The sequence below is a fragment of the Mangrovibacter plantisponsor genome (assembly GCF_003182475.1).
GTDB lineage: Bacteria > Pseudomonadota > Gammaproteobacteria > Enterobacterales > Enterobacteriaceae > Mangrovibacter > Mangrovibacter plantisponsor.
Map to the genome: position 1 here is coordinate 278,341 of NZ_QGTS01000007.1, position 23,531 is coordinate 301,871.

Annotated in this window: 19 protein-coding genes and 2 pseudogenes; 7 read left to right on the forward strand and 14 right to left on the reverse strand. The window is 49.6% G+C overall.

The features are described 5' to 3' along the window. Positions 1–11: 11 nt before the first annotated feature. Entirely contained in the window at positions 12–1,085 is a 1,074-nt protein-coding gene (locus DES37_RS13505; RefSeq protein WP_110026167.1) for a LacI family DNA-binding transcriptional regulator, read from the reverse strand. A 266-nt stretch (positions 1,086–1,351) separates the two neighbouring features. Between DES37_RS13505 and DES37_RS13510 the strand changes: the two genes are divergently transcribed. Further along, positions 1,352–2,611, forward strand: coding sequence for a maltoporin (locus DES37_RS13510; protein WP_036110051.1), 1,260 nt, complete (start codon positions 1,352–1,354; stop codon positions 2,609–2,611). A 179-nt stretch (positions 2,612–2,790) separates the two neighbouring features. On the opposite strand, the gene DES37_RS13515 is transcribed toward DES37_RS13510, so the two are convergent. From DES37_RS13515 to DES37_RS13540, 6 genes are all read right to left on the reverse strand, one after another. After that, positions 2,791–3,099: a PTS sugar transporter subunit IIB gene (locus DES37_RS13515; RefSeq protein ID WP_036110054.1), complete on the reverse strand. Its 309-nt coding sequence runs from the start codon at positions 3,097–3,099 to the stop codon at positions 2,791–2,793. Between the two features lie 122 nt (positions 3,100–3,221). Continuing rightward, positions 3,222–5,279, reverse strand: coding sequence for a beta-galactosidase (locus DES37_RS13520; protein WP_110026169.1), 2,058 nt, complete (start codon positions 5,277–5,279; stop codon positions 3,222–3,224). 27 nt (positions 5,280–5,306) lie between these two features. After that, positions 5,307–6,509 (reverse strand): glycoside hydrolase family 53 protein, encoded by a 1,203-nt coding sequence (locus DES37_RS13525; RefSeq protein WP_110026171.1) that lies wholly within the window; start codon positions 6,507–6,509, stop codon positions 5,307–5,309. A 5-nt stretch (positions 6,510–6,514) separates the two neighbouring features. Further along, entirely contained in the window at positions 6,515–7,363 is an 849-nt protein-coding gene (locus DES37_RS13530; RefSeq protein WP_036110063.1) for a sugar ABC transporter permease, read from the reverse strand. A 12-nt stretch (positions 7,364–7,375) separates the two neighbouring features. Then, a complete protein-coding gene (locus DES37_RS13535) occupies positions 7,376–8,683 on the reverse strand; it encodes a carbohydrate ABC transporter permease (RefSeq protein WP_036110066.1) in 1,308 nt (435 codons plus the stop codon). A gap of 61 nt (positions 8,684–8,744) precedes the next feature. Beyond that, the gene (locus DES37_RS13540) at positions 8,745–9,980 is read right to left on the reverse strand and encodes an extracellular solute-binding protein (protein WP_036110069.1); all 1,236 of its coding nucleotides are present in this window, start codon (positions 9,978–9,980) and stop codon (positions 8,745–8,747) included. 348 nt (positions 9,981–10,328) lie between these two features. On the opposite strand from DES37_RS13540, the gene DES37_RS13545 reads away from it, so the two are divergent. After that, entirely contained in the window at positions 10,329–11,477 is a 1,149-nt protein-coding gene (locus tag DES37_RS13545; protein ID WP_110026172.1) for an ABC transporter ATP-binding protein, read from the forward strand. 10 nt (positions 11,478–11,487) lie between these two features. On the opposite strand, the gene DES37_RS13550 is transcribed toward DES37_RS13545, so the two are convergent. Next, the gene (locus tag DES37_RS13550) at positions 11,488–11,964 is read right to left on the reverse strand and encodes a helix-turn-helix domain-containing protein (protein ID WP_110026174.1); all 477 of its coding nucleotides are present in this window, start codon (positions 11,962–11,964) and stop codon (positions 11,488–11,490) included. A 221-nt stretch (positions 11,965–12,185) separates the two neighbouring features. On the opposite strand from DES37_RS13550, the gene DES37_RS13555 reads away from it, so the two are divergent. Next, positions 12,186–12,731 carry a flavin reductase family protein gene (locus DES37_RS13555; RefSeq protein WP_110026175.1) on the forward strand — a complete coding sequence of 182 codons (546 nt, stop codon included), beginning with the start codon at positions 12,186–12,188 and terminating at the stop codon, positions 12,729–12,731. A 63-nt stretch (positions 12,732–12,794) separates the two neighbouring features. Here DES37_RS13555 and DES37_RS13560 read toward each other — a convergent pair whose 3' ends face one another. From DES37_RS13560 to yczE, 3 genes are all read right to left on the reverse strand, one after another. Next, positions 12,795–15,908 carry a beta-galactosidase gene (locus tag DES37_RS13560; protein WP_110026177.1) on the reverse strand — a complete coding sequence of 1,038 codons (3,114 nt, stop codon included), beginning with the start codon at positions 15,906–15,908 and terminating at the stop codon, positions 12,795–12,797. Positions 15,909–16,014: 106 nt separating this feature from the next. Continuing rightward, positions 16,015–17,088: a LacI family DNA-binding transcriptional regulator gene (locus DES37_RS13565; protein ID WP_110026179.1), complete on the reverse strand. Its 1,074-nt coding sequence runs from the start codon at positions 17,086–17,088 to the stop codon at positions 16,015–16,017. A 34-nt stretch (positions 17,089–17,122) separates the two neighbouring features. Beyond that, complete coding sequence (gene yczE / locus DES37_RS13570) at positions 17,123–17,770, reverse strand: membrane protein YczE (RefSeq protein WP_110026181.1); 648 nt, start codon at positions 17,768–17,770, stop codon at positions 17,123–17,125. Positions 17,771–17,858: 88 nt separating this feature from the next. Here yczE and yczR point away from each other — a divergent pair, with 88 nt between their 5' ends. Further along, on the forward strand, positions 17,859–19,286 hold the full coding sequence (gene yczR, locus DES37_RS13575) for a MocR-like transcription factor YczR (RefSeq protein WP_110026182.1): 1,428 nt from the start codon (positions 17,859–17,861) through the stop codon (positions 19,284–19,286). Positions 19,287–19,581: 295 nt separating this feature from the next. On the opposite strand, the gene DES37_RS13580 is transcribed toward yczR, so the two are convergent. The 3 genes and pseudogenes from DES37_RS13580 to DES37_RS13590 form a co-directional block, all read right to left on the reverse strand. Next, a complete protein-coding gene (locus DES37_RS13580) occupies positions 19,582–19,800 on the reverse strand; it encodes a hypothetical protein (RefSeq protein ID WP_036110090.1) in 219 nt (72 codons plus the stop codon). Continuing rightward, a complete protein-coding gene (locus DES37_RS13585; RefSeq protein ID WP_036110092.1) occupies positions 19,800–20,048 on the reverse strand; it encodes a hypothetical protein in 249 nt (82 codons plus the stop codon). The genes DES37_RS13580 and DES37_RS13585 overlap by 1 nt, the downstream gene beginning before the upstream one ends. A gap of 255 nt (positions 20,049–20,303) precedes the next feature. Further along, a pseudogene (locus tag DES37_RS13590) lies at positions 20,304–21,093 on the reverse strand (IS3 family transposase); the annotation flags it as partial. 203 nt (positions 21,094–21,296) lie between these two features. Here DES37_RS13590 and DES37_RS26205 point away from each other — a divergent pair. From DES37_RS26205 to DES37_RS13600, 3 genes and pseudogenes are all read left to right on the forward strand, one after another. Then, a pseudogene (locus DES37_RS26205) lies at positions 21,297–21,446 on the forward strand (PAAR domain-containing protein); the annotation flags it as partial. 21 nt (positions 21,447–21,467) lie between these two features. Then, on the forward strand, positions 21,468–22,997 hold the full coding sequence (locus DES37_RS13595) for an S-type pyocin domain-containing protein (protein ID WP_245930076.1): 1,530 nt from the start codon (positions 21,468–21,470) through the stop codon (positions 22,995–22,997). After that, positions 22,997–23,464: a DUF6392 family protein gene (locus DES37_RS13600; protein ID WP_110026185.1), complete on the forward strand. Its 468-nt coding sequence runs from the start codon at positions 22,997–22,999 to the stop codon at positions 23,462–23,464. The genes DES37_RS13595 and DES37_RS13600 overlap by 1 nt, the downstream gene beginning before the upstream one ends. Positions 23,465–23,531 lie beyond the last annotated feature (67 nt).

Genomic DNA, 23,531 nt, shown 5'->3' on the forward strand with positions numbered 1-23,531 from the left:
CTCCTGGCTCGCTACGAACTCAGTTGCTGTGCAAGCTGGCGCAGTGTATCGGCAATTTGCTGCAAATCACGGGTATCATCCTGTTTGGGCCCGGTGGAATTACGTACCACCAGTTTCGCAGGCAAAACAGAGGATGAACGCCCGTCCTCTTTCTGCCCCGCATTGAGTAGACGCCGCACCGCTTCTTTCCCCTGTAAATCTAAATCCAGAGAAACTGTGGTCAACGCAGGGTAAAAGAACGAGCTTTCCCAGGTATCATCATACCCAATCACCGATTTCTGCCCAGGAATGCTCAGTTGATGCTGATGGAACGCACTCAGTACGCCCAGCGCCATTTGATCATTACCGACCAGTACCGCAGAAAATGAAGGGGTTTCACGCAACATCTGGAGTGCGCCAGCGTACCCGCTACGGGCATCCCAGTCGCCATGCAGAACTGTCACGGGTTTTAGCCCATAACCGTCCAGCGTCTCGCACCAGGATTTCAAACGTAAGCGCGCTGACACGGAGTGTGCTGGCCCCGCCAGTACCGCAATCTCACGATGCCCTTGTTCATAGAGGTATTTCACACTCGCGCGGGTACCATCTGCCGGATTAAACGAAACGTTAAACACAGAGCTGAAAGGATCCACATCCAGAAACAGGCAAATGATATCATCGTTCTCAATAGCGATTGTTTCTGCATTCTCGCTTTCCAGAGGCACGTTAATTATCACTTTATCAACCCACTGAGACTTCAGTTCATTGATAGCACTTTGGATGCTTTGTTCTACGTTCTCATCAATCATGGAAATCAGTACCTGATACCCATCCTGGTTTGCGTAACGTTTCACTGCTGCTGCCACCTGCGAAGGGGCGTGTAACGCCAGTGAAGTAGTAACCAGGCCAATCGTATTACTTTGCTTCCCTACCAGTTGCTGCGCCAGACGATTAGGGACATAGCGCAGCGCCTCAATAGCTTCCTCCACTTTCCGGCGTGTAGTTTCAGATACATTGGCTGATTTATTCAAAACCCGGGAGACCGTCTGGTATGAGACGCCTGCATACCGGGCAACATCCTCTAATGTCGCACTTTTAGACTTCATCTTTCCTATTCCACGTAGGCTACTAATCAAATTGTATCAGGCGTCCGTCTGAAATACCTGTGGAAAAACCACCTCACCAACGCCAAACAAAAAAGTAAGACGCTCACATAACAAAAACATGTGAGCAACCTCACCACGTGATAACAAAACCAGTTGTTTTATTTGCGTCAAATCACATTACCGCTTGTTCCAAATTGAAAGAAATCATAATTAGGCATTTTATTACATCGATTATGTGAACGTAATACAAACAATAAGAGGGTATCATGAATACGACGCTACGCACACTCACTGTCGCGTTGACAGCTGCGCTGACTTCAACCTGGGCGATGGCAGACAACGCTATCGATTTTCACGGCTATTTACGCTCTGGTATAGGCGTCTCCAGTGATGGAGGTATGCAGGAATGGCAGAAAAACAAACTCGGCCGTTTGGGTAATGAAACAGATACATATGGCGAACTTGAACTGGGTTCAGAAGTGTATAAAAAGAATGATGTCAGCTTCTACCTGGACAGTATGGTCAGCATGGTTTCTGATGGTTCCAATGACAATGAAACCACAATTGGCGATGATGCAGAATTCGGTTTACGGCAGTTAAACCTGCAAATCAAAGGTCTGGTACCTGGCGATAAAGATGCCGTTATCTGGGGTGGCAAACGTTACTACCAACGTCACGACCTGCATATTATTGATACAAAATACTGGAACATTTCCGGAGCAGGTGCCGGGATTGAAAACTACAGCGTTGGCCCGGGTGCAGTTTCCTTCGCATGGATAAGGGGTGATGCCAATGATGTCGACTACCGCGTGGACAACGATAATGACGTCAACATCAACTACCTTGATTTACGTTATGCCGGTTTAAAACCCTGGCAGGGCTCCTGGGTGGAAGTCGGTATCGACTACGCCATGCCTAACCCAACCAACAAGCAGAAAAGCTATGGCGGGTTATATGATGCAGATAACGGTGTCATGCTGACAGGTGAAATCAGCCAGGATATGTTCGGCGGGTACAATAAGTTGGTAGTGCAGTACGCTAACAAAGGCCTGGCGCAGAATATGGTTTCGCAGGGCGGTGGCTGGTATGACATGTGGAATGACACCAGCAGCGCTACGGGCTACCGTATTATCAACACGGGCCTGATTCCGATTACTGACCGTTTCTCGATAAACCACGTGCTCACCTGGGGTTCGGCCAACAATATTACCGCCACTACAGATAAAACCCGGATGGTCTCGCTGGTTGGTCGTGCACAGTATCAATTCACTAACTACGTGCGTGGGATTGGTGAAGCGGGTGCCTTTTACCAAAAAGATACGTATAACGATGGGTCAAATTACAAGCAAAGCGGCGAGAAATACACTATTGCTCTGGCACTGGCGGATGGCCCTGAATTTATGTCGCGCCCGGAGCTGCGTATTTTTGCTTCATACCTGACGGATGGCGAAAAGCGCGATACCTTCCGCGACAATACAGCCAGCGATACCTGGAACTATGGCGTGCAGGTGGAAGCCTGGTGGTAAGCATTACCTGACAGAATCATCATCATTATATCTCTTTTTTTGATGTTATTTTCTCCGACATCATAGCCACTGCATGTTGTTTTTTTAAGGCAATCATTATTTTGATTGCCTTATTTTTTTAGATAAATAATAAAAAAGCTGGTACCTGGCCAGCTTTTTTATTATCACTTAACAACCCATCATAACTGTGAAAAATGTTTTTCCAGAAGTTGGCGCAAATTGTCTGACTGGGTACCGAAAATAGCATGAACCTCGTGACCAATAATAATCACACCAAGTGCTCCTTCACTCTGCAGAGCCTGTGAGTCAACCTGCGATAACTGCGCCACGGTAACCCGCAGGCGTGTCATGCAGGCATCAATATGGCAGATATTATCCCGGCCACCAAAGCCACTGACCAGGCGCTCAGCCTGCGCTTTATCTGTGTCATTCATTGTACATTCCACTTCATGGCGAAAATACTGGAGAAAGGATTTCAGGCTTACCATAGGCTGTTCCTTATGCTGATAATTACAGGAAAGAAATAAAAACACGCCCACTATTCAGGGCGCAGGATGGCACTATAAGAAGGGCATATTCCCGCCCCAAAAAGGCAGGCGGGAATAAATTACTAACATGCGCAGGAGAGTACCCGGCAATCCCATGCTGTGAGGTTTACCGTGCCAGAAACCGGCAACCCGGTCAGCATATCGGTATACCCTTGCGGCAGGACGAGGTTATGCTGCTTGTCGCTGTAGTTTTCCAGGAAGATGTAATTCTGTTCCCCGTCTGTGCGCTGGTGTGCGGTAACACCCGGCGGCAATGGCACAGGCAGAGGCCCGCATAAGCCTGATTCAGCAATGATATTGCCGAAAAAATCACGCTGGAAAGCCAGATCATTACGCGATGCGATATACCATGCTTTACCCCGACCAAACGCATTCACAGTGACCGCCGGCCTGCCTGCATAGAAATCTTCCCGGTAACAGGCCAGTGGCCTGGCACTTTCGGTATTAATAAGCTCACACAAGTGTCGAACACGATACGGCCCCTGCAAGCCCGCCTCATTACCGGCAATCCCCTGAATCAGGTTGCTTTCACCTTCAGCCAGGCTGTCAATTTCCTCAGCCCAAATCCCCAGCACGTTACGTAATGGGCCAGGGAACCCGCCTAAATGGCACAAGTCACTTTCGTCAACAATGCCACTCCAGTACGTAGCAACAAATTGCCCGCCCTGTTCAACAAAGGATTCCACCCGGCTGGCAAACCCATCACGAACCATGTAGAGCATCGGAGCTATAACTAACTGATACTGGGATAAATCAGCATCAGCATTGATCACGTCAACACTGATTCCCTGCTCCCAAAATGGGCGGTAATGCTCTGCAACCGTCTTCTCATATTCAAGCCCCAGGTTACGAGGCCCCTGGGCGTTATCCATTGCCCAACGGCTTTCCCAGTCGAAAATTATTGCGACATGTGCTTCAACCCGGCACCCAACCACCGGCGACAGGTGCTGAAGGATATCGCCCAGTTTGCAGACCTCGCGGCCAACACGGGTATCAATATGCCCTACGTGATCCACCACGGCGCCATGGAATTTCTCTACCGAACCCCGGCTTTTACGCCACTGGAAATATTGCACCGCATCCGCGCCATGAGCGACTGCCTGCAGTGAAGAAAGAATATGCATACCCGGTTTTTTGAGCTTACTGGTCGGCTGCCAGTTAGTCACACTGGGTGTTGACTCCATTAAAACAAAGGGCTTGCCCTGTTTTAATGTGCGCATCAGGTCATGGTACATCGCGGTATAACAGGCCAGAGTCGTCTCATCTTTATCCTGGTGCCACATGGGGTAACTATCCCAGGAAATGAAATCGATGGCCTGCGCCAGTTTCCAATAATCGTAGTCGTAGAAATATTCCATGAAGTTAGTCGTGACTGGTAATGCCGCATTTGCCGCTTTGAGCGGTGCCACTTCATTACGGCAAAAATCAACGACCTGGTCTGTAGTAAACCGCCGCCAGTCAAGGTTCAGCCCATGAACAGACTCTTCGCCCTGGGGAGCGGGAGACTCGATCTGCGACCAGTCTGTATAGGTATGGCTCCAGAACGTACTCCACCAGGCATGGTTTAGTTCATCCAGTGACGAATAGCGTTGTTGCAGCCATTCACGAAAGCGCGCCTGGCAAGCCGGACAATGGCATTCTCCACCGTATTCATTGGAAACATGCCAGCCAATAACGCCCGGGTGATGACTGTACCGCTCAGCCAGACGGGTATTTAACTGGCGAACTTTTTCACGGTATACGGGCGAAGTCAGGCAGTGGTTATGACGGCCACCATGCAGAGCTGGCACCCTGTCGCGCCCCACCCGCAATACCTGAGGGTAAGCCTGTGATAACCAGGCAGGCCGGGCACCACTGGGGGTGGCTAGAAAAACGGATATACCACTGGCATATAATTTATCCAGCACATTATCCAGCCAGCCAAACTGGTATTCACCTTCTTTTGGCTCAAGCTTCGCCCAACTGAAAATACCCACCGACATAATATTGCACTTTGCCTGTTGCATCATGGCAATATCTTTTTCCAGAATATCGGGGTAATTATCCCACTGTTCCGGATTATAGTCGGCACCATGCAATAAGGTAGCGACCTTTGAACTCAAAGGTGGAAACTTATTCATAAAAAACCCTTAGAATGAAATGAAAACTTAATTAAAAACTTTTATTGATGGCAGCACCTCGCCCTGGCAATTAAATAGCGCCTGGTTTTCACGCGCATTACCCAATTTCCAGTGGTCATTGATATATTTCATCCCAGCCTCTGTTGCCCATGTATTTCCCGGAGGCGTTATCCAGGCTGGCTCCCAATAAAATATGCCTTTGCCACGTTGTTGCGGTACATCAATCACACTTTGCATTAAATCATGTAAATAATCTGCCTGGCCCTGCAATGTTGCCGGGTAGCCTCCGGCCGTTTCTTCTTTTTGTTGAAAACTGTTCTCGGCTTTATCGCAATTTGCCAGAGTCCAGGCATATGCAGCTTCCACGACAATGACATCTTTATGGTAACGCTTGCTGATATCATCCATATTGGATTGCAGCGCGCTAATCGGGCCATTCCAGTAGGTGTACATTGATAAGCCAATGACATCAAACGGTACATCGCGTTTAGTCATTTCATCAAACCACCAGCGGAATGTGTCATTTTTGGTGCCTTCTGCCAGGTGCAACATAATTTTGACATGGTCGTCCGGCCCGAGGCTGGATTTCATCCCACTAATTGCTGCTTTTAATAGCCCGGCGAGCCGGTCAAATTCGCCGCCACCCTCTCCCCAACTTTTGCCTTCCGGCCACAATATACCGCTATTAATTTCATTACCGATTTGCACCATATCTGGTAATGCACCTGCCTGCCGGAACTGTTGCATGGTGTCACGGGTATAATCATGGATAGCCGTAACCAGTTGGTCGTAGTTCATTCCTTGCCAGGCTTTAGGCTTGAACTGTTTTCCCGGATCAGTCCAGAAATCACTATAATGAAAATCCAGCAACACTTTCATACCCAGCGCTTTTGCACGCTTTGCCAGAGCAAGAGTGGTAGCCAAATCATTGTCGCCCCCACCATAAGGATGGCCAGCGCTGTCTTTCGGATCCACCCATAACCGCAGCCGAATATAGTTAAAACCATTGGCTTTTAAAATCGCCATCGCATCTTGTTGTTGATGCTGTGCGTTATAAAACTTCGCACCCTGATGCTCCACTTCATATAAAGTAGAAACATCCGCACCTTTAATAAAATCAGTTGGTTCATTACGTAATGGTTTAATCACCACGGTTTCACTGGCATAAAGCGGTAAACTGGTTGCTGCCGCCAGTCCCCAGATAACAAAAGAAAGCACGGTCTTTTTCATAATAATTACCCTTTGGTACTCCCTGAAGTCAGGCCAGAAACAAAATACTTCTGTAATGCCAGGTACAATATGGCAACAGGCAATGCAATCAATACAGCACCTGCCGCATATGTGGTGTAACTGGCCCCCATTTTTTGTGCTACCAGGTTATATAACCCAATAGGCAAAGTGTATTTATCTGGTGTGCGTAAAATTGTACTGGAAAGGATAAAATCCCCCAATGGGCCAGTAAAAGAGAACAGCGCGACCACCGCAATAATTGGCTTTGATAACGGCATAATAATTTCCAGGAAAATGCGTAAATTACTGGCGCCATCCATTCGGGCCGATTCATCCAAATCTTTCGGTATCGCGTCCAGGTAACCTTTCATCAGCCAGGTATTCATCGGGATCATGCCAGCGACATAAATCAGTACTAACGCCAGATGGCTGTTAATCAGCCCCAGCAGCTGCGACAGCACGAAGATGGCAATTAATGCCGAGAACTGCGGGATCATTTGCAGTAACAAAAACAGCATCAACCCGTTCTGACGACCTTTAAAACGAAAACGTGAAAAAGCATACGCGGTAAAACTGACACTGATTAACGTCAGCACCATGGTCATCAGGCTTATCTTCATTGAGTTCCAGTACCATGTCAGGTAATTTACCTGGCCATTAAACAAGTCCTGATAATGCTGAAAAGAAAGATTATCTGGAATAATAGAGGTACTGAGCAGGCTGTTTCCGGCATTCAATGATGCCCCCACAGTCCAGATTAACGGATAAATAATAATCACCGAAACCACCACGACAACCAGCCAGGATAATGACAGGCGTATCCATTTTTCACGCTTAATACTTTGTGTTTTCACCCTGAATACTCCTTACGCCATCTCGTCATTTTTGAATGATTTCGTGGCACGGAATTGCCACAGTGCAACACCCACAACAAAAATCGACAAAAGAATAGTGATAGTTGCAGCAATAGCGTACTGAGACGATGACATTGTTAGTTTATAAATCCATGACACCAGAATATCTGTACCACCCGCATTAGAGCCGGCCACTGCCGGGCCACCATTGTTAAATAAGTAAATGATGTTGAAATTATTAAAGTTAAATGTGTATTGAGTAATAATAATAGGTGCAATGGAATAGAGAACCAAAGGCAAAGTAATGGTGCGTAATTTGGTAAATGTACTGGCTCCATCCATGGTTGCGGCTTCATATAAATCGTCCGGAATTGCCTGCAGCACGCCAGTTGTCATGGCAAAGACAAATGGAAAACCGAGCCAGGTTTGCATCATGATCAATGCCGTTTTAGTCCAGAATGGATCCGTCATCCAGGCTTTGGGGCTTATCCCCAGAAAAGACAGAATAGAGTTATTAATCACACCAAAAGAGTCATTAAACATCCCGGCAAAAACCAGAATCGTGACAAACCCGGGCACAGCCCACGGAAGAATGAAAATAGTCCGAATCACCGGTTTAAAGCGCAGATCTTTTTGATTCACCAAAATCGCCAGCATGACACCCACGGTGCATTGCAGCGTTGTTGCCAGCAAGGTCCACACTACCGTCCACTGCAACACATCAAAAAAAGTATTACGCCAAATTGACAGGGTAAAAATATTGATAAAGTTTTTAATTCCCACCCAGTCCACCAGTTTTGCAGGTGGGGTGTGATACAGGTTGTAATTGGTAAAAGCGATAGCAAAACCAAATAAAATCGGGAAGATAACCACAAACACTAACAGGATAAAACCTGGTGTTATCATTAAATACGGGAACCCTTCATTGAGCAGGATCTGGTACTGGCGGCGCACACTGTGTAACGGTATACCGCTATCCCGACGGCGGCCATTTACCCAGGCATCACGTAATGAAAGCAGATAAACCGCCACCCCGAAGCCAATGATCAACAGGCTTAATATTCCCTCCGCTAATAAGAAGACAGAATTATCACGGGGAACCTCTTCACCAAGTGTCCATAATCCCCACAGACCTTCACCCAAAAAATCATGGAACACGCCCAGGAAACTACTGAGTAGCACCAGAAAAATAAGCCCTTTTGCCCACTGGCGGTTATAAAACTGACCGAATCCAGGCAGGCAGGCCAGCAACAACGCTGCCCACGCATGACGACCCGGCCCGGTTGATGCGGATAAACTTTCACTGGAACTGATAATCACACCTGGCTCCTTCTGCTGTACGGGGAAGCCCCGCTCCCCCGTAACAAAACAATACCTGGAATTACTGGTTACTGGCCTGCATGGCTTCTATTTGCATTTTGATTTGTTTAACTGCGCTATCGAGCGCATCTTTTGGCGACTGCTTACCCGTCATACTCAGTTGCAGTGCCGCATTCGCAGGCCCCCAAACCTCACCCATTTCAGGAATGCCCGGCATTGCGACAGCAAACTTTGACTGTTCAGCCACAGCACTGGCACGCTCATCATTTTTAATCACCGGATCATTCATAACAGCCAGCAATGGTGGGATCTCTTTCGTCACTTCATAACGCGTTTTCACGTATTTCGGCTGGTTAATAAAGGTGATGAATTTATCGGCAAGCGTTTTATCTTTGCTCCAGGTGGAGACCACATAACCTTTCACGCCCAGAAACGCGCTCATCGGTTTACCATTTTCCAGCAGGGGTAATGGTGCCACGCCGTAATTCACACCAGCCGCTTCATAAGGCTGGAACGCCCAGGGGCCATTAATAACTGCCGCAGCTTTTTTCTCTGTGAACAAGGAATCAATTGCATTGAGGCCGTTTTCCCCAACAATGCCGCTGGGAAATAACTGTTCACTGTAGAATTTTTTTAACGTAGTGACGGCATCCACAGCACCTGGTGTGTTCAGCCCAATATCCAGGGGATTGAGCTTACCGCTGCTGTCTTTACCAAAGATATACCCGCCCATAGGGCTGACAGCACCCCAGCTATAATAGAGCTCATCGAATTTTGCCAGCAGGCCAATCTTGTTCTGTTCATGTTGCTGGCGAGAGAAGTTAAACCACTCATCCAGTGTCTTGAATGGGGTTTTTACGAGATCTTTGTTATAGATCAGTACCAGTGTTTCAACCGCTTTAGGTAAACCATACTGTGTGCCATTCATCTGGAAAGCATCTACCGATGAAGGTGTAAAACCCGCAAGTATCGATTTATCCAGCGTTAGCGGTGCCAGAAGCCCCTGCACCACCGCACCACCGAGCTGATCATTTGGAATGACCAGGACATCCGGACCAATACCTGCGGGCCCGTCGAGGCGTAATTTTTCCAGTTGCTGAGCAAATGGCATCTCGAGGACATTCACTTTCACCTGATACTGCTTTTCAAAATCACTGATAGCGACTTTGATACCGTCTGATTTCTTAATATCTTCCCAAACAGTAAGCTGCTGTGCGGCGGCGGATGCCTCAAATGCAACGAACTGGCTGCCTGCCAGCGCGGAAAGTAACAGGGCGGAGCATAGCGTAATTTTCATTATCGACCTCTTGTGAAGGTATTACATTTAAGATGTTCTGCTAACTTTTTTGTTTTTCTCGTAACTGAGTCATTTCCATAATTTAAATGCTTTTTGATGATGATACTGCTCACCATCAATGATGTTATACGTTACTCTTTGAAAATAATGCGAACCATCACTTAGTGGTTATTCTGTGATCATGATTGCAGAAATGAAACAGCAGCATACTGCCTGCTATAACTGAGATATATAGTTTCAGCATCTCAAAAAACCACCTTGCTCTTGCTTGCTTTCATGGTGTGTTATACGTACTACATTAAAACCATAAAACAGCATTAGCTGCATTCATTAAGCCAGGAGAAGTGGATGTCCAGCATACAGCTCAGAAACGTCACCAAGCGCTTTGGCAAAACCGTCACGCTGCACAATATTCAACTTGATATCGAAGACGGAGAATTTGCGGTATTCGTCGGCCCGTCAGGGTGTGGTAAATCCACGCTGTTGCGCATGATCGCGGGCCTTGAGGATATTAGTGAGGGCGAGATAATGATTGGGCCAACGGTTGTCAATGATATTGCCCCGGCCCACCGTGGGGTGGCAATGGTCTTTCAGTCCTATGCCCTGTATCCGCACATGACCGTTGCTGAAAATATGGGTTATGGGCTGAAGGTAAATAAAGTTCCCAAAGCAGAGATCCGCCATCAGGTAGAGATGGTGGCAAAAACACTGCAACTGACCCACCTGCTTGAACGCAAACCAAAACAACTTTCAGGTGGCCAGCGCCAGCGTGTCGCTATTGGCCGGGCAATTGTGCGTAACCCACAAGTGTTTATGTTCGATGAGCCTTTATCCAACCTGGATGCTGAACTGCGGGTTGAAATGCGTCTGCATATCGCCCGGTTGCATCAGGAAATGAAAACCACAATGGTGTATGTCACCCATGACCAGGTAGAGGCCATGACGCTGGCAGACAAAATTGTGGTCATGAACTATGGCAAGGTGGAACAGACAGGCTCACCAATGCACCTCTACTACAACCCGGTTAACCGGTTTGTCGCAGGGTTTATCGGGTCGCCAAAAATGAATTTTCTGCCTGCAACAGTGAAGCACTGGCAGGAAGGCGAACTGGTGGTAGACATTGCCGGGCAGCAAACGCTGACACTCGCATTGCATACACAGCAATTACATCCAGGCGATAACATCACATTGGGTATTCGCCCTGAGCATTTGCAGGTGGGTGAACAGGCGGGTTGCCAGCTTCAGTTCCAGTGCGAAGTGGTGGAACGCCTGGGGAACAATACCTGGCTGTTTGGCCAGTGTTATGGCCATGACAACTTCAAAGTACTTATTCCGTCAGATATTCATTTCAGCCCCTGGCAGAAGATAACAACGTATTTTGAAGCCCGGCAATGTATGGTCTTCGACGAAGCCGGGCTGCGTATCAGTGCTGAAATTCAGGTTCCGGATAATACCCTGCCCGCACACCAGGCAGAGGCACAGGCGATCCCCGCCTGACACTGGGCTATTATTTACGTAACAACTGCTGCAGGCGTCTTTGCCTGCGGCGCGCCAGCCAGTCGTGCAGCACAAATAACCGGCACCCACGCACCAGTAACAACCCGCCCCAAATCCCCAGAGGCCAGAGAAACCACAATACTTCGTGGCTGGTGAGCAGGTTTATTACGGCAAGCCCCCCGCAAATCACCACCCAGGTAAATAATGAACGCAGAAACCCGCTTTCTTCATCCAGCCGGGCATTGGCGGCTATAACGCGCTGGTCGGCCCCTTCTTCAGTTGGCTCACTGTGTTCATCCGCCGGGCTCATTAATTCAGCAACCGGGCACTCAAATACCGCCGCTAACGCACTCATGGTTTCAATACTTGCCTGTTCACCATTCTCAATACGCTGAATAGTGCGGACACTCAGTGCCGATAATGCCGCCAGTTGCTCCTGCGACCAGCCCCGGGCAAGGCGCAGGGCTTTAATATTGTTATGCTGCATCCTGTTTCTCCTTTGTTCTGTTGACGATAAAGACTGTCCGCCAACCCCGGCGAAAACACCACGACAGGAACCTGACAGCAACCCGACAATCACCCGCCACCCACCTGACACCCGGCAACAACGCCCTGTTTGCGGGCAACCACGCAAGTATCTGGCAAACAACCCCACGCCCGGCCAGGAAACGACTATTATCCTGTATAACAAGCCATACAGGAGGCAATATGAAAAAGTACCCTTATCCTGTTAGTGAGGTGCGCCGTTTTTTGGAGCCTGGCCCCATCGTGCTGGTCAGTTCTCACTGGCAAGGGAAAGACAATATCATGACGCTCGGCTGGCAAACTGTCATGGAGTTTTCACCTTCACTGATTGGCTGCATGATTTCCGCAGGCAATCACAGTTTTGAGATGATAAAGGCCAGCAGAGACTGTGTTATTAATCTCCCGGAAGTAGGGTTACTTGATACCGTTGCCCAAATAGGGAACTGCTCAGGGAGTAACACCGACAAATTTACCCGTTTTGGTTTGACGCCAGAGCCCGCGCAAAGTGTTGGTGCGCCAGCGGTTGCCGAGTGTTTTGCCAGCTTTGAATGCCAAATCTATGATGATGTTCTGGTAGACAGCTATAACTTTTTTATTTTCGAAGTCCTTTGCGCACGGGTAAAAAGCCTGACTGACTGGCCTCAGACCATGCACTATACCGGCGATGGCATTTTCCGCCTCGACGGTGAAACGGTAAACCGCCATCAGTGGTTCACCAAAGTGAGTTGATGGCGGTGGTTTGTTCTCACACCGTCCTGGTCTTACTCAGGCTAGTCTTACCCAGTCATAGTTTTACCCAGGCAGGGACCAGCTAAGCTGGTAACGCAGGGTTGATGTGGCGAGGATGTCATCCTGGTGCACACTCGGGCTCCAGGAGTCATCACCACCAACCCCCATATGAAACGCATCCAGATTCAGCCATACCCCTGGCTCTTCTGCCAGTAAATGCACATGGCTGGTCACACGCAGTTGTTGCAGGCTGTATCGGCCAATCCCGAAGTGGAACAACCCCTGCCACTGGTGGCCCGCGTAACGTAGCCAACGGGTGTCACAGCGCAGGCCATTTTCACTGGGGAAAATATAAGGGGTATGCAGTTCTGGCAATGGTAATGTCCAGCGCCCCTGGCAGGCAGCCAGTTTTCTGTCCAGGTAGTTTTCATAAGGACCAAGCCCGTCCCAACTGACTACAGGTGCCAGGCCCGCCAGGTGGCACACCAGGCCAATACGCGGCGGTGGTGGAATATCTGCTGCCACGTCAACCCGGACATCAAGCTGCAATTGCCCGTTGCCATCTATCTGCCAACGTTTTTCACTAATAAAACAACAGTGTTGCTGGTGTAACCAGGCATGCCGTGTTTTGATAACCACACCCTCAGGTGCTTCATAGGCTTCGCACTGTAAAACCTGCGCCTGTAAATCATAAAGCCCTGCCGCTTTCCAGCGCTCCACCCAGGCATTCGGGTCAACCCGTGCGGCTTCACTGGTGCCAATGTCGTTATCCAGTGGCGCACGCACAAACTGATCTTCAACAGGGCCGAGCAGGTGCGCTGTCTCGCCGGTAAAACACTGCACCAGTGTGCCCAGTGTGCGGTCAAACACCCAGCGGTTATCCCCGATGGTGACCTGGTACAGCCCGTTTTCCACCACCAGCTGTGGGCGCGGAAGTTGAGGCTCAGATACCGCTAACTCCGGTAACGGAAGTGAACCCGTAACTGGCCACTGTGCCCAGGCACAACGCTGCCCGGCCTGAGCCCACTGTGTATCGGCTAAATATTCAACCCAGACGCTAAACCAGCGCGGCTCACAGCCATGACGTTCAGGGAATGGCGGGACAACCAGACACTGACTGGACTCCGGAGCCAGCGCCAGTGACTCCCGCCCCTCAAGCAACACATCACCAGCTTGTGTCAGAGCCCAGCACAGGCATTCGTTATTTGTGGTTCGGAACAGATATTCGCTGGTAACCTGCAACTGCTGAGGCTGGCTGGCATCCCAGTGAAACTGGAAAAACTGCTGAGCGCGTTGTACTTCATATAATGCCGGGTGTGGGGTGCGGTCCGGAAATACCAGCCCATTCAGGCAAAACTGGCGGTCATTGGGTTTATCCCCGAAATCCCCACCGTAAGCCCACCATGGTTTGCCCTCTGGCGTATATTTTGTCAGCGCCTGGTCAACCCAGTCCCAGATAAAGCCCCCTTGCAGGCGCGGATACTGCCGGAAAGCCTGCCAGTATCGGTAGAACCCGCCCAGGCTATTTCCCATCCCATGAGCGTATTCACATAAAATCAACGGACGATGTTCGTCTGGCATCCCCACCCATTTTTTAATTGACCACTTGGGAACCTGTTCAAAAGGCTGGTCTTCATCTACGCGGGCGTACATCGGGCAAATGATATCAGTGGCCGCAGTATTGGCACCGCCACCTTCATACTGCACCGGGCGGCCGGGGTCGGTACTTTTCACCCAGCGCCATAACGCATCATGAGCCGCGCCATGGCCGGACTCATTGCCTAAAGACCAAATAATAATGCATGGATGGTTACGATCCCGCAGGACCATGCGGGTAACCCGCTCACTCATTGCAGCAAACCATACAGGGTCTTGTGCAAGGCGTGACATAGGCTGCATGCCATGGGTTTCAATATTGGCTTCGTCCACAACATACAAGCCGTACTCATCGCATAACTGATACCAGAGCGGGTGGTTGGGGTAGTGAGAACAACGAACTGCGTTAATATTGTGTTGTTTCATCAACACAATATCCTGGCGCATGGTGGCTTCGTCCATTACCTGGCCATGCTCCGGGTGGTGCTCATGGCGGTTCACACCGCGAATGAGCAGTGGCCTGCCATTTAACTTCAACAACCCTCCGGCAATGGTGACTTCGCGAAATCCTACCTCGCAGGCTTCGGCATCAATACAGTTGCCCTCGCTATCCACCAGTGCCATTACCAGGCGGTACAAATGTGGCGTTTCCGCACTCCAAAGCGCGGGCGTGGTAACAGATAAAGTAAGCCGGGCCTGTTCAGGGTAATGGCCACGTTCATCAATCACTGGGCTGCCCACGGGCTGTTTTTCGCGAGTGATACACTCCCCATGCCGCCACAGGCTGGCCTCAACCTGGTATTGCTGTGGATGGTCACCGGCCATACTCACATTCAACATTAATTCAGCACGGGTGTAGTCACTATTGAAGGTAATTTGGTGGTGATAATCCGCAATATGCGCATCGGGCTTATGCAGTAGCGTAACATCACGGAAAATCCCGCTCATGCGCCACATGTCCTGGTCTTCAAGCCAGGTACCATCGCACCAGCGCAGTACCATCACGGCAAGCCGGTTTTCGCCCGCCTGCAACCAGGGAGTCAGGTCAAACTCAGCAGGCAGGCGGCTGTCCTGGCTGTATCCCACCCAGTGCCCGTTGCACCACAGGTAAAATGCAGAATTCACGCCATCAAAAATAATGCGTGTTTGCCCGCTATCAAGCCAGCTTTGGTCCACAGTAAACACGCGCGAATAGCACCCGGTAGGGTTATCCACGGGGACTTGCGGCGGGGTTGTGGCAATAGGGTAATTCACATTGGTGTACACCGGCACATCAAACCCCGGTAGCAACTGCCAGTTTCCCGGAACCACCACCTCTATAGCTGATTCCAGTGGCCGGGCAACCCATTTTGCAGGCACCGCTTCAGGGCGAGGAAACCAGGTAAATTGCCATGCCCCGTTCAGGCTTAACCGGCCATTACCCGGTTTTTTATGCACAGCGCTCACTTCATCAGGCCAGCCCGCAAGTGGAGCATGGCTCGCCAGGCGATGCCAGTGAGTAACCGATGGATTCTCCCAGTCACGGCGTGCAACCAGGGCAGACAAAGCAGAAAGCTGTTCAGAACAAGGCGTGGCAGACATAGTTCCCTCATAAATTGCGAAGCGCTCACATTCACAATAATGTGAATTAATCTGAGCACACCGTAAACCTGAATAAAGGGAATAAGCGAAGCGGATCACATCCAGTTTACGAAGGCAATTTCGCAACCTGTTCCGCCAGCACATGTAACTGCTGTGCCAATGCTGCTGGCTGAGGCCTGCCCTTGCCAGCCTCACCAGTCGATTCACGAACCACCAGCGTAACAGGCAGGCATTGTGATGCAGGCGTTTTTTTCCCGGCCACACTGTTCAGCCAGAACACACAGGACTCACCCAACTGGCGAAAATCCTGGCGGATGGTGGTTAAAGGCGGGGTGAACCATGCGCTGTCTGCTGTATCGTCGAAACCAACCACACTTACCTCACCCGGCACGGAGATACCACGCTCAGCGCAAGCGCGCAGCACACCCAGGGCCATTTGATCATTGGCAACCAAAATACCCTGCGGCTGGTAACTGAGTAATACCTGAGCCTGCAAATAACCACTGGCCGCACTCCAGTCGCCTTCGCCCTGAGCAACGGGTTGTACACCGGCCTGTGCCAGCGTATCCACCCAACCGGCACGGCGTTGTACAGCACTGACAGAAGATAACGGCCCATGAAGTAACGCTATGCGGTTTAATGACAGCGACAAAAGATGTTTCGCCCCCAACGCAGCACCCTGTGCGGCGTCAAAAGTGACACTGGGCACCTGTGCGCTGGCTGGCACATCTAAAAAGAGTATCGGGGCATGAGCATAACGAGCCACCAGTGCCGATGCCTGGCTGGCGGACAAAGGCAAATTAACCGCTACAGCTTCCACTCGTTGTGCCAGCAGGGTGTCCAGTGCCTGGCAACACGCCTGTTCACTCAACGCCTCCAGCATGGCAATAGAGACATCCACGCCAGCCTGTGAGGCCTGGGACTTAATCGCCGCCGCTATTTGCGAAGGCGCGTGCAGGGATAAGTCTGTCGTTACCAACCCCCATATACGCCGCCTTTTCCCGGCGAGCTGCCGTGCTGCGGGATCTGGCACATAATGGAGCGCCTGCATCGCCTGTTCAACATTGTGCCGGGTACGAACCGATACATTTGCCGCCCCATTGATAACACGAGAAACGGTCTGATAAGACACGCCCGCTCGCGCCGCGACATCATATAAGGTTATCGTTTTATTGCTCATAACCGGCCTCTGAGGGTAAAAACGCTATACTACCTCAGAGCGGGCTTTTGAGATCAGAAAGTGTATTACCTTGTGATTTTTCGCCAGTTTCAACCCTGGGCTGCTGTGAACTTCGGGCTGAAAACCAGGGGAGTGTCAGTTGAATAAGTGGCCCAATACTCACGGCATACAGCACTGTGCCAATCCCCAGGCTGCCACCCATCAAGAAACCCACAAGCAGTACTGTCAATTCAATAACTGTGCGGATGCGCCGTATTGGCCAGCCCATTCGGTTATGCATGCCGGTCATCAACCCATCACGAGGGCCAGCGCCAAACCCGGCGCCAATATACAAACTGGTTGCCAGAGCATTAAGCACTATCGCAATAACCAGGCACAGGCTGCGTACCCACAAATCAGTTATTGGGGGGAAAACAGCCAGTACTGCATCGGCCACCAGCCCCAGCACCACCACATTACTGATAGTCCCCAGGCCTGGTTTCTGGCGCATCGGCCACCACAACAATAAAACTAACGCCCCCACCACAATGACGGTTTGCCCAAGCTTCAGCCCGGTCAGTTGGGCAAGCCCCATGTGGAACACATCCCACGGATCCAACCCCAGGTTGGCACGATAGAACACCGCAATTGAGATGCCATAAAACACCAGGCCTGTGTACAACTGAATTAAACGGCGCAACATAAGGATTTCCTGTTTTTTGCAGACATGTTTATACTTTGCGCAACAATGGACTTAATAATAAGGTCCAGTTTATAAAAAGTGGACTGCTATGACACAACGACAACTGCGCAGCGCCTCGTTACTGAAAATACTGGGCCAGTGGCATCATCCGGACACGCGTATTCCCGTTTACCGGCAACTGGCTGAAGGGCTTCGCTTGCTGATACTTGATGGCCGGTTGCCTTTAAACAACCGGTTACCCGGGGAACGAGAACTGGCAGATTCACTGGCACTGAGCCGCACAACCGTCGCGAATGCACTAAACCAGTTGCGTGAAGAAGGTTACCTGCAAAGCCGCCAGGGGTCGGGGTCAGTTACTCGCCTGCCTGATACTCAGGTAACCCAACAGGCCTATACGGTTCCCGGCGATACACTGGACCTTGCCACCGCGGCCCTTCCCGCCAGCCCGGCAATCCACCAGGCTTACCAGCGAGCCATTACCGGGCTGACAGAGCACCTGGGCTCAACTGGCTATGATTCACAGGGCCTGCCGCGCCTGCGAACAGCGATTGCACGGCATTACTGCCAGAGAGGCCTGGCGACCACACCAGACCAGATAATGGTGGTCAACGGCGCGGTCAGTGGGCTGGCATTACTATTGCGGTTGTTCACCGGGCCCGGAGACAGAGTGTTGGTTGACCACCCCACGTACCCAATGGCGCTGGATGCCATCCGGGGTGCTTCCTGCCGCCCGGTAGGTGTCAGCCTGCCGGCAAATGAAGGCTGGGATTGTGATGGTTTCGCCGCCACACTGGCTCAAACATCTCCCCGCCTTGCCTACCTTATCCCTGATTTTCATAACCCAACCGGGCGTTGTATGAGCCTTGCAGAGCGCCAGAGCATTGCGGCCATTGCACAACGCAGCCACACCCCGCTGGTGGTTGACGAAACCATGGCGGAATTATGGTATGACGCCCCGCCACCACCACCTTTGGCCTGTTTTGGCGATGCAGAAAACATAATTTCTCTGGGTTCTTGTGGCAAAAGCTTTTGGGGAGGTTTACGGCTGGGATGGATACGAACGTCTCCAGGGGTGATAGCCCGCCTGGTACAACAACGTAACACCCTCGATTTGGGTTCTCCGCTGCTTGAGCAACTCACTGCGGCTATTTTGATAGAAGAGGAAGAGGCGATTTTACAGGAAAAACGCCACCAACTGCAGGTACAACGCGACCAGTGCCTGGCACTGATACAGTCATATTTTCCTCACTGGCAAACCACTCCACCACCCGGTGGGTTATCGCTGTGGGTAACGCTGCCTTCCCCTGCTGCAACACGGTTTGCAGCCAGTGCAGAGAATATTGGCATTCACCTGGGGCCTGGCCCCCGGTTCGGTATTGATGGTGCTTTTGAACGTTTCTTGCGCCTGCCTTTCACGCTGGAAACGGCCAGAATGGAGATGGCACTGATGCGCCTGCTTCCGGTGTGGCAACAACTTGCTCTGGTTCGCTCACCAGCAAGCAATATGATGATTTAACCTGCACCAGCCAGCCACACAACAGCACCCAAAAGAGAACGGCGAGCCGCAAAGCTCGCCGTTTTTAATATCATCCATGATGCACATTACCTTTGAGGCAATGCCACCTTAACAAGTGGTTATGAATACTCCAGGTAATTCCGGTTGCATAAAAATGATATTTTTATGACACTATTATTTCATATAAATTTCATTTTCATGTCAGTAATATGACAATCAGCATTAAGCCCCAGTTAATATTCATGCCGGACAGTTACAATCATATATCTGTATAACATGAAAAAAAGTGGGGAAATCAATGCTGCCGTGGAACCGGAAAACCTTTTACAGAAATAACAAACCCATTATCTCTGCGTTTTATTTTTGCACCGGCGTCACACCAGTCTGAAGCTATGCGAAAAAATTCATCACTCCCCACATTCCAGTCAAGGCGAACATGCTTAACAAAACCGGAGCGCAATAATTCACATGCCTCATTATAACTGTGAGCCACACTCACATTATCGTCAGCCATTATTTCCTCTTTTTAAGAAGTTTTCTCAATGCTTTGATTTCTTTAGCATTTAATGGTTGAACTCCTTCTTCTTCTGTGTGCTGGTTATCAATATCATCTTCCTTAACCCCAGCATCAAGGCTTTCAAAAGCCATTCTCAGAAACTGCTCTGTTACCGCACCCAATGTTTCCCCATGCAGTTCAGCATAACTACGCACTTGTTCTTTAAGTTCACTGCTAATTTTTACATTTAGCACTGCGGTTTCCATATGCTTTCCTTCGAGTTTATTTAGCGCAATAATATAATTCTTATTACACGAATCGACAGGAAAAATCCATCACTATTCAGTTGCAGAAAGATGACCTGCAATTCAGGATGGAAAATAAATGTGACCAGGAACTCATTCTGTAGCAATAAATTTCATTGTTACATTGATATACTTATTTTTACTGTTGTTGTTTTTCGGGAAATGGAATGAAAAAACGGTGTATTGTGATCCTACCCACGTAATGTGGACACAGCCCTAAGCGAGGTTCTGGTTTTCAAACTGTTCCGGGCTGAGGCCACCACCGATCGTAATCACACCCGATATAATTAAATACCGTCGTCCGCATTATTTCCCGACTGATAAAGCGTTCACCATGGATGCATTCGACTTTCAGTGACTGGAAGAAGCTTTCCGCACAGGCGTTATCGTAACAGCAGCCCTTTGCACTCATGCTACCGCGCAGGTTATATCGCTTCAGTAGCGCCTGATAATCTGCTGAGCAATACTGCCCGCCACGATCCGTGTGGACGATGATATTTTCCGGACATTTACGCCGCCAGAGCGCCATCTGTAACGCATCGCAGGTCAGTTTCGCCGCCATTCGTGAGGACATCGACCAGCCAATAACGGCACGAGACCAGAGGTCAGTCACCACCGCCAGATACAGTCAGCCTTCATCCATGCGAAGGTTCGTGATGTCTCCGGACCACTTCTGGTTCGGACCACTGGCATAAAAATTCTGTTTCAGCAAGTTTTCTGACACCGGCAGGCCGTGCTCACGGTAACTGACCGGGCTGATAGCGACGTTTGAGCCAGGCATACCAGCCGCTTCGGGCAACCCGAAGCACCTGGCACATGGCTTTGACGCTGAATTCAGCCTGATGCTTTTTGATGAAGACATACTTCATTTCAGGCGCTTCGCGAAGTATGTCGCGGCCTTTTGGAGAATGACCAGCTCTTCATCCCCTTCAGCCAGTTGTCGCTTAAGGCGGGCAATTTCGACGGACATTTCCTGTTCACGTTCGGAAGATGAATGTGTATTTTTCAGCCAAATTGATTTAAGTTAAGTCACTTTTTGGATATTATGCCTGCGATATCAATATGATTTATAAGGAATAATCAAGGGTGTTCCCCTGTGATAGCAAGTCGGTACAAGGAGCGAGCTGATATGGCTATAAAAACAAACATGTGGCAGTACGTTACTGCTTCCGCAGGAAAAGGGTTCAACTCTTGGGGGAAGGGGTAACTATGGCGACCGGATATATCCTCTGTCTAAACGATAAAACAACCTGCGGAGGGACGATCATTGGTGGAAATCCTAATCGCAGATCTCATTCACGCCCTGTTGCAAGAATGGGTGATCCTGTAACTTGTGGAAAACATGAAGGTACATACAGGATCATTGGCGGGATTAGCTTCATGAAAGATACTGAGGGTAACTCTCTAAAGTTGATCGCGGGAACGCTTGATAGCTTTAGTAGTTGCCCTTGCCAGGCAAAATTCATCGTAGCGAAATACCCGGCTATGAGATATGAATCTCGAAGCGGAGGAAGCACAACTTCAGGTAGTTCATCAGGTAATAATAAAATCGTCTCCGCTATTGCCAGTGTGGTGGCAACAACTGTCGTACCTGTCTTTGCCAAATCAGTACTTCGCGGTACTGGTAATACTGATGCAGGAACAGCAGACGAACCACAAGCTAACATTGGCGAGATGAGTTTCTATCAGTCTGTTCCATCGCAGCCAGCCCCTGAGCCAGAACAGCACGCACAAGCCGCGAAGAAAAAGAAAATTTCACCACCACCAGAACCACCGAAGAAAAAATCACTGTTCGATAAAGTAGCTGGCTTCTTCTTTGGTGAAGCGGAGGCAATGCCACTTCCCCCACCTCCGGTTATTATGGGCAGTTCAGCCGAAGTCGGAATGGCAGCGTCGGCAGCAGGGGCTACAGCAAAAGCGAATCAGGACGCAGCCAAAGCCCTTACACATACCATGAAACACCTTTCAGGCCCGGAAGTCTTGAGCGGTTCGCTTGCGATGAATTTACCGTTTGTTGTTATGGGGGCGATTGTTCAGTCAAGACTCAGGGGTGACAAGAGCGATCTGCTAACACCTGAAAAATTACTGCAAGTCGCTTACAGCAAAGGAACCGTACCAACCCGAGTACGCTATAACTGGATTACTGACGATGAAACTGGGCGATTAAAAGCTGTCGGCTATCATACCAGTACTGAAAGCGGGCGTGATCAGGTTCGTGTTCGTATGCTGGAAAAACAAAGGGATGGTAGCTATGAATTTTGGGGCGACGAGAGAAGCGATAAGCCGCTGATCACATGGACACCAGAGAGTACGCCGGGATCGCAAAGTAGCTGGAATACAGGCAATAACAGCCCGCAGGCGGGTACTGTAACGATTCCGGGGCTTGAACATCCTGATATTCAGGGCGTAACTATCACCACAACGCCAGTACCGGAAGAGAAGGACTTTCGGGATTACATTCTGGTGTTTCCGGGGAACATCCACCCGCCGATCTACATCTATCTCAGTAAACCTCCGGTAGAACTGCTGGAAGTTGCTTTGTACATAGAGTTCATGGGACGCTCGCGGCAGGGAAAATATGAAGCAGATCATATGCCTTCAAGAGCCGCAGTTGAACAATTCTTAATGGATAAGTATCCTGGTCTTGATCAAAAACTAATCAGGAAAATGGCAGATCGGGTAGCTGCGATTGTTGTGCCGAAAGAAGTTCACCAGAAAATCAGTCAAACTTACGGTGGACGTAATATACCAGACCAAATTGCAGGGGATGCGAAGAATTTGAGGAATGCCCTGGATCGGAATTTTGATGCAATAAAACCTGCTCTTAAAGAGTATGGGGCTACTGAAGAACAACTTGAATCCGCCAGAGCTATGATGCACAAGCTGAATACAGAGCAAGGATTGTACTAATGACACTAAATGTTGAAGCATTGATCCGTAGTTTAGGTAAATCTTATAAAGATTTGGTTGATTCTGGATTGATAACCTATAAAAGTGACCCCAAAGGTGCATCAGGTTCACCAACGATTAGCCTTGATATGGCGAAAGAAGGTGTGTTTTTAGCTTTCCAACGTGAAGGCCGGGTGCTGAAAGAAATTACATTAAGCATTCAGCATGATACGCTGAAGAATTGGATATTCCCAAACGATCTACCCACTCCATTGCAAAAAAGTATGTCTCGCCAGTGGGTTCACGAAAACTTTGGCGAACCAGAAAACAGTATTCCGCCGAGAGTAATTATGAAGCAGGAAATCGGCAGGATTGAGCGATTCACCGTTGAAGATTTCCACATACCTATCACAATGCAAATCCGCTATGACATGGCAGATATGGTAGTTGCAGTTACTTTCTTGCCTACATCAGAACTTCGCTGGTGATCAACCGTATGCGGCTTCATGTAGGCCGCTTTTCATCTTCGCTAAAAGTAATACCCTTAAGTACAAA

Coding starts and splice junctions, on each gene's coding strand:
- DES37_RS13505 (WP_110026167.1), bottom strand. CDS start 1,085: ATGAAGTCTAAAAGTGCGACATTAGAGGATGTTGCCCGGTATGCAGGC.
- DES37_RS13510 (WP_036110051.1), top strand. CDS start 1,352: ATGAATACGACGCTACGCACACTCACTGTCGCGTTGACAGCTGCGCTG.
- DES37_RS13515 (WP_036110054.1), bottom strand. CDS start 3,099: ATGGTAAGCCTGAAATCCTTTCTCCAGTATTTTCGCCATGAAGTGGAA.
- DES37_RS13520 (WP_110026169.1), bottom strand. CDS start 5,279: ATGAATAAGTTTCCACCTTTGAGTTCAAAGGTCGCTACCTTATTGCAT.
- DES37_RS13525 (WP_110026171.1), bottom strand. CDS start 6,509: ATGAAAAAGACCGTGCTTTCTTTTGTTATCTGGGGACTGGCGGCAGCA.
- DES37_RS13540 (WP_036110069.1), bottom strand. CDS start 9,980: ATGAAAATTACGCTATGCTCCGCCCTGTTACTTTCCGCGCTGGCAGGC.
- DES37_RS13545 (WP_110026172.1), top strand. CDS start 10,329: ATGTCCAGCATACAGCTCAGAAACGTCACCAAGCGCTTTGGCAAAACC.
- DES37_RS13550 (WP_110026174.1), bottom strand. CDS start 11,964: ATGCAGCATAACAATATTAAAGCCCTGCGCCTTGCCCGGGGCTGGTCG.
- DES37_RS13555 (WP_110026175.1), top strand. CDS start 12,186: ATGAAAAAGTACCCTTATCCTGTTAGTGAGGTGCGCCGTTTTTTGGAG.
- DES37_RS13560 (WP_110026177.1), bottom strand. CDS start 15,908: ATGTCTGCCACGCCTTGTTCTGAACAGCTTTCTGCTTTGTCTGCCCTG.
- DES37_RS13565 (WP_110026179.1), bottom strand. CDS start 17,088: ATGAGCAATAAAACGATAACCTTATATGATGTCGCGGCGCGAGCGGGC.
- yczE (WP_110026181.1), bottom strand. CDS start 17,770: ATGTTGCGCCGTTTAATTCAGTTGTACACAGGCCTGGTGTTTTATGGC.
- yczR (WP_110026182.1), top strand. CDS start 17,859: ATGACACAACGACAACTGCGCAGCGCCTCGTTACTGAAAATACTGGGC.
- DES37_RS13580 (WP_036110090.1), bottom strand. CDS start 19,800: ATGGCTGACGATAATGTGAGTGTGGCTCACAGTTATAATGAGGCATGT.
- DES37_RS13585 (WP_036110092.1), bottom strand. CDS start 20,048: ATGGAAACCGCAGTGCTAAATGTAAAAATTAGCAGTGAACTTAAAGAA.
- DES37_RS13595 (WP_245930076.1), top strand. CDS start 21,468: ATGAAAGATACTGAGGGTAACTCTCTAAAGTTGATCGCGGGAACGCTT.
- DES37_RS13600 (WP_110026185.1), top strand. CDS start 22,997: ATGACACTAAATGTTGAAGCATTGATCCGTAGTTTAGGTAAATCTTAT.